Genomic DNA, 5,365 nt, shown 5'->3' with positions numbered 1-5,365 from the left:
TGGCAAAACAACAATCAGGTCGCCAAAGACGTTATGCAATCGGCTGAATCTGATATTGGATTAACCGATGAACAACCAGCTCCGGAAGAGCCAAACTCAGATGAGATCAACCTGACAACTAAAACCAACTTCTAACGGCTGACTGTCAGATCAAGTCGTGGCTATTACACATAAGTATAGGTGCGTATAACCCGCCCCAAATTCTGCCCGGTTTTGGTTTACTCAATTTCTGTAGTACATTTATTTTTAAATACCTGTCCATTTTTAATTAATTTAGCACTTTTGGTCTTTTTATTTCCGAAAGTAAACTAATCAAAAACGCTATTCTTACTGCTTAAACCTATATTATGGAGCAAAAGCCCGAATTCATATTATTTTATTTTACTTGTCCAGTCATACCTCGCTTGCACTCGATACCCAATCGTAATCAACGCCAATTTCTTTGAAGTGCTTTTTACCAAACTGGATTTTAGCCCACTCCGAAGGTCGCAGCTGGCTTTTATCTTTAGATCCCTTGGTTTCCTTAACTAAGTAGACCTTCTCTTGCTCACCGTACATCCCCTTCTTAACAATCGCCCAGTCCGGATTATATTTTCCAATTGGTGTATCGACCTTAAATTTTCGGGGCAGTTTAACAAAGAGCTTAATGTCTTTCCGGTCATTCAGCTGCTCAGCAAATCGTCGCTCTACCTGAGAATCAATTTCCACATAGTCATAAATAGACTTCTCTTCATCTACCTTCACCAAGTTATCCAAGTAGCTGATTAATTCCTCTTCTTCGAAGAGGTGCATCTCATATATTTGTCCCTCAATTTGCTCATACTTTACCCCATCAAGCATCATATCCTTAAGCGTTGCATTGATACTGGAAGCGACATCATCCATGAATTTTTGTGGATTATTCCTAAACTCAGCCAATCTTCCACTTCTCTTAAGAATTTGAACTAATGTTGACCGGGTTAGTTCAGTCTGACGTTGCAAATAAGCAATGATATCGGGTAAATAACGGGCTGTCTCTACTTCATCCATACGTTGACCTACGATTGTCGATTCAATGCCTGAGTGCGTAATATCTTGCTCGGTCTTGTAAGTATGGATTTTTACTTTCTCAATCTTTGGCAGTTTTTTAACCTCTTTTACCGCCTCATCGATAAGTTGCTGGGAATCATAGGAAACCCGATACCTGGTTTTCTGATTGATTTTATCCCAGAGCTGGCGAAAGTCATCACCTAAATAAACCTGCTTATTCAGCTTCAGTTCTCGGCGGTCGCGTTTCTTTTTAACCTGGTTATTAAAGTCGTATTTATGAATAGCATCAATGATTTCTGCCTCAAATTCCCCATACTCTTCCTCCAGTTCCAGCGAAAAATCTTCTTTCTCCGGGCTAAATTTAGATAAGATTGCTCCTTCTTCAGATAAAAATCCTTTGTCCTGCAGTTGCTTCCATATTTTTTCTGACTCTTCGGCCCCAAGTTTAAGTATTTCCTCATCTTTAGTACGAGATAAGCCTATAAATTCGGACTTAGGGACCATGCCAAATGTTATGCCAGCATCTTCCTCATACTCATTCTGAAGTTGCTTTGCAAAATCATCATAGCTCTCATTGGCCACAATAGTTACCCGGTTAATCCGATCATCAAAAACACGTTCCCCCTCTTGGTTGACTGGGATACGTAATCCCCTGCCAATTTCCTGACGTTTTTTAATTTCAGATTTTGATTCATTGAGCGTACAAATTTGGAATACATTGGGGTTATCCCACCCTTCCCGGAGAGCTGAGTGGCTAAAGATAAATCGAAGGGGCTCATCCAGCGATAACAGCCGTTCTTTATCCTTCATAATTAGATTATAAGCATCTTCATCAGCGCTAACAGACCGATTTTCCCAAGAGTCTTTAATACGGCCGTCTTTGTCCTGAGCAAAATACCCATCGTGAATTTGCTCTACGGGATAAGGGATCACATCCTCATAATACGGTTGTTCTGCCAGCTTCTTATACTCTTCTTCAAACCAGCGCTGTATTTTCCCCGGATGAGCTATTCCATCCTCATCATAGTCGCGGTAATTGGCCACGCTGTCAATAAAGAAAAGAGATAAAACTTTAAGCCCTTTCCCTTTAATTCGCTTCTCTTTTTCAAGATGCTCTTCAATGGTTGTTCGGATCTGATAACGCATCACCTCATCGGTTAACCCGCCCTGGGAATCTCCTATGCCAAAACGTTTACCATTGCTGAATTCAACAAATTCACCACCTTCTCGGATATTTATTTCAGCTACTTTATATCCATCCTGATATGCGGTACGCTGATTGGATTTATCAAAGATATCGTCCCCATGAGTAACCGTTGTATTCCCTTCTTTAGGACCATCTTCGGTATCTTTATGAATGGATAAATAGGCTTTTAGCGTACCATTTTGGTTCTTAATATTGCGCACCTTGATATAAGCTGCGTGATAACTATCCTCTGCTATTACCGAAGCTACTTCAATTTTTTTAACAAGCCCCAATTCATAAGCTTGAATTGGATCTAACTTATACATCAGATTGTACCTATTTCGGTGGGTTGCCGAATACCGAAATGTACAAAGCGGATTCAGACTACTAATGGCATTTTTGGAAGCTTCCTGCTCCATATTTTGAGGTTCATCCATAATGACCATTGGGTTGGTATTCTGAATAAACTCAATAGGTTGGCGGCCATTTAGCCGATCCATTTCTTTAAACATAACATTGGTATCCTTGTTAAAGGAATCAATGTTAATGACCATAATCTGTAACTCATTACTACTTGCAAATTGCCGTAACTGGTTTATCCGGGATGAATCATACATGAAGTGGTTACCAGCGGGATTATTGTAGAGGGTAGCAAAATGCTCTTTCATAATATCCAGGCTCTTGATCGTCCCTTCCCGGATGGCTACACTTGGAACTACAATAATAAACTTTTTGAATCCATATTTTTGATTGAGTTCAAAAATTGTCCGCAGATAGACGTACGTCTTACCGGTTCCGGTCTCCATCTCAATGGTAAAATTCATCCCCTCTAAGAATTCCTGTCCCTGCAATTCAGGAACCGGATGAATTTTATTTCGTTCCTGAATATTCTGAACGTTCTCCAGCAACTGTTCATCTGAGATAAGCAAATTATTGCCAATTCCCAGCTCATTCTGCTCAATAAACCCAACTTGATTATTCAGGCTCACTTCATATTCGCTCTGCCCCAATGGCTGTCCATCAAAAATATCAACAATCGATTGAATGGCTTTTTGCTGGTATTCAAGATTGGGATCGAACTTAAGCTTCATATAAAAACAAGAATTTAAGAAAAAGTATCTATGCTATTCAGTTTTACTGGATTCAAGTAATTGTTTAGGATCCACAAGAGGCATGATTGCTTCAGCCAATATATTACCCTCTGCTTTTGTTGCAAAAGCACCTCGTGTCGTTGAGTAAGCAATACTCAATAGTGTTGTTATCAGTTGATCAGGTAAGGAAATAGTGCCATTATCATTAAAAAGACTTTCTGAATCGTGTAAATAAAAAATGGATCGGGTCAGAATCTCTCCTAAAATAAGTGGATCCTGCTTACCATACTGTCCTGTCGCTTTAATATCAATCCAGAAGTGTTCTTTCTTAGGATCTCCGCCCGTTTTAAACTGGATATTGTACCCAATTCGATCTTTACGGATTTTCTTTTCAGGCTTTTCAAAGAAATAGGACAAAACTTCAAAGCTTCGAATTCCGAAACTTATTTGCTCACTTTTTTTATCTTTGCTCATAGTTTCTAACTAACTAATGCAGTTACATTATTATCCTCTTCTGAAAATTCCCCTGGGACATATTCTACCTCTTCTGAATAAGCTTTAGTAAGCTCTCTTTTTAGCTCCCATTTATTTCCTACTCTGACAACAACTGTTTCTTCTCTTTCTTTTGACTGTATAAACGCTCTATCCTTTGGCAAAACACTTGCAAACCCTTTCCGAGTCATCTGTTCTTCATGGAAAGATGGAGCTACAATAATATCTTGACCAAGTGCTTCTTCAAGCTTAACCAATGTTTTTAAGGTCGGATTTCCTTCTCCCCGCATAATCTCAGAAAGCTGAGATTCACCCATATCCGCTTTTTGGGCTAATTCCTTCTGTGTTAGCCCCTGCTGTTGTAAATAGCGGCTAATCTGTGACGAAATCTCCATTTGCTTATCGATCAGTCGCGCATTGGGAGATTCGAGTTGTTTAAACTCTTCGCGAATTTGTTGTGTTTTTTGCTTATCCATTGTTTACCTCCTTTAAAATTCTTCTGCGTTAAAAGTAGTTATGCCGGTAATCTTTCCGTCATAATCCACACTAAAACGACCTTCTTCTAAAGCTTTTTCGATGCATTGATTAACCCAACGCATGGCATATTCTGATTCTTTTAGATGTTCATCATCCTGGGTTTTAGCTACCCTCTTTACGCCACCATTACCAAAGATGACCATTTCTCGACTCCAGTACACGCAGTACCACCGGAGATTACCACGCCGTACATAATAGGCTCTCACCATATCATGTTGTCGGCCCTCATGCTTAAAAAACTGTTGCTGTGCTCCATATTTTTCGAGCATGTTAAAAAAGTAGTGCTTGAGATCTGCAAAGGCCCGATTTTGTGTAATCTGTTCATTATTTAAAAATTTATCTCCTTCAGTTAATTCTTCTCCGTCAAATAAGACGGTATAAAATGTTGCCTTTCGGTCACTGAAAAATTCAACTAACTTAAATGAACGATTCACTTATAATATTATTTTTCGTCACGATTGTGACAGTTCTTAAATGTAGTTATTTCCTATAAAGTTCCCAAAACAATTTTATACCGTTCTGAAGGCTATATCCTGCGATTTAAAGAGTTGTACGGCATTGGTTTTCAGGGCATCAGCCTGTTCACCATTGAAACTTTTATCCAGGCAAACTACCCGATTGGGCTCCATTTCAGCCATCTGATCCAGCATTTCAAAGGTAAGTCCTTCATCCAGGAAAATAAGCAAGGCATCATCCTGAATACTATAAATCGTTTTACCGTCTACCTCTTTTTCTTCAATAGAAGTAGTTAGCGGATAGCCAGATTTAAGAATAAGCTCATATAAAATACTTTCTTGTTCAGCTTCAGGCGTAATATGATCAGCAAAAACATCTAGTTGTTCTTCTAAATCATCTGGGCCAATATCAACTTCCGGAGAATCCCAGACTTTAAAGTTTGAACGATCAAGTTTAAAAACCTTGAAGCCTAAATGAGAGGGTGTGTAAACTAAACTCTGTCCGGTTTGTTTATTTTTCAGGGTTACGGGTTAAGTCCAGTGGCAGCCGATCTCCAAATCGAATGGCTAGCTGC

5 protein-coding genes are annotated in these 5,365 nt (G+C 39.2%); all 5 read right to left on the bottom strand.

The window, feature by feature from the left end; translation table 11 throughout:
- Window positions 1–393: 393 nt before the first annotated feature.
- Window positions 394–3,306 (bottom strand): restriction endonuclease, encoded by a 2,913-nt coding sequence (locus FN808_RS18685; protein WP_142716140.1) that lies wholly within the window; start codon window positions 3,304–3,306, stop codon window positions 394–396.
- 33 nt (window positions 3,307–3,339) lie between these two features.
- On the bottom strand, window positions 3,340–3,780 hold the full coding sequence (locus FN808_RS18680) for a hypothetical protein (protein WP_142716139.1): 441 nt from the start codon (window positions 3,778–3,780) through the stop codon (window positions 3,340–3,342).
- 5 nt (window positions 3,781–3,785) lie between these two features.
- Window positions 3,786–4,274: a helix-turn-helix domain-containing protein gene (locus FN808_RS18675; protein WP_142716138.1), complete on the bottom strand. Its 489-nt coding sequence runs from the start codon at window positions 4,272–4,274 to the stop codon at window positions 3,786–3,788.
- A gap of 12 nt (window positions 4,275–4,286) precedes the next feature.
- Complete coding sequence (locus FN808_RS18670; RefSeq protein WP_142716137.1) at window positions 4,287–4,769, bottom strand: hypothetical protein; 483 nt, start codon at window positions 4,767–4,769, stop codon at window positions 4,287–4,289.
- 75 nt (window positions 4,770–4,844) lie between these two features.
- Window positions 4,845–5,021, bottom strand: coding sequence for a hypothetical protein (locus FN808_RS19165; RefSeq protein ID WP_221930115.1), 177 nt, complete (start codon window positions 5,019–5,021; stop codon window positions 4,845–4,847).
- Window positions 5,022–5,365 lie beyond the last annotated feature (344 nt).

Origin of the sequence: Fodinibius sediminis, from assembly GCF_900182555.1 — a bacterium.
In the GTDB taxonomy this organism is placed as follows: Bacteria; Bacteroidota; Rhodothermia; order Balneolales; family Balneolaceae; genus Fodinibius; species Fodinibius sediminis.
This window is presented reverse-complemented; position numbering and strand designations above follow the sequence as displayed.

Excerpts from the sequence above, each read along its gene's own strand:
- FN808_RS18685 (WP_142716140.1), bottom strand. The coding sequence starts at position 3,306 with ATGAAGCTTAAGTTCGATCCCAATCTTGAATACCAGCAAAAAGCCATT.
- FN808_RS18680 (WP_142716139.1), bottom strand. The coding sequence starts at position 3,780 with ATGAGCAAAGATAAAAAAAGTGAGCAAATAAGTTTCGGAATTCGAAGC.
- FN808_RS18675 (WP_142716138.1), bottom strand. The coding sequence starts at position 4,274 with ATGGATAAGCAAAAAACACAACAAATTCGCGAAGAGTTTAAACAACTC.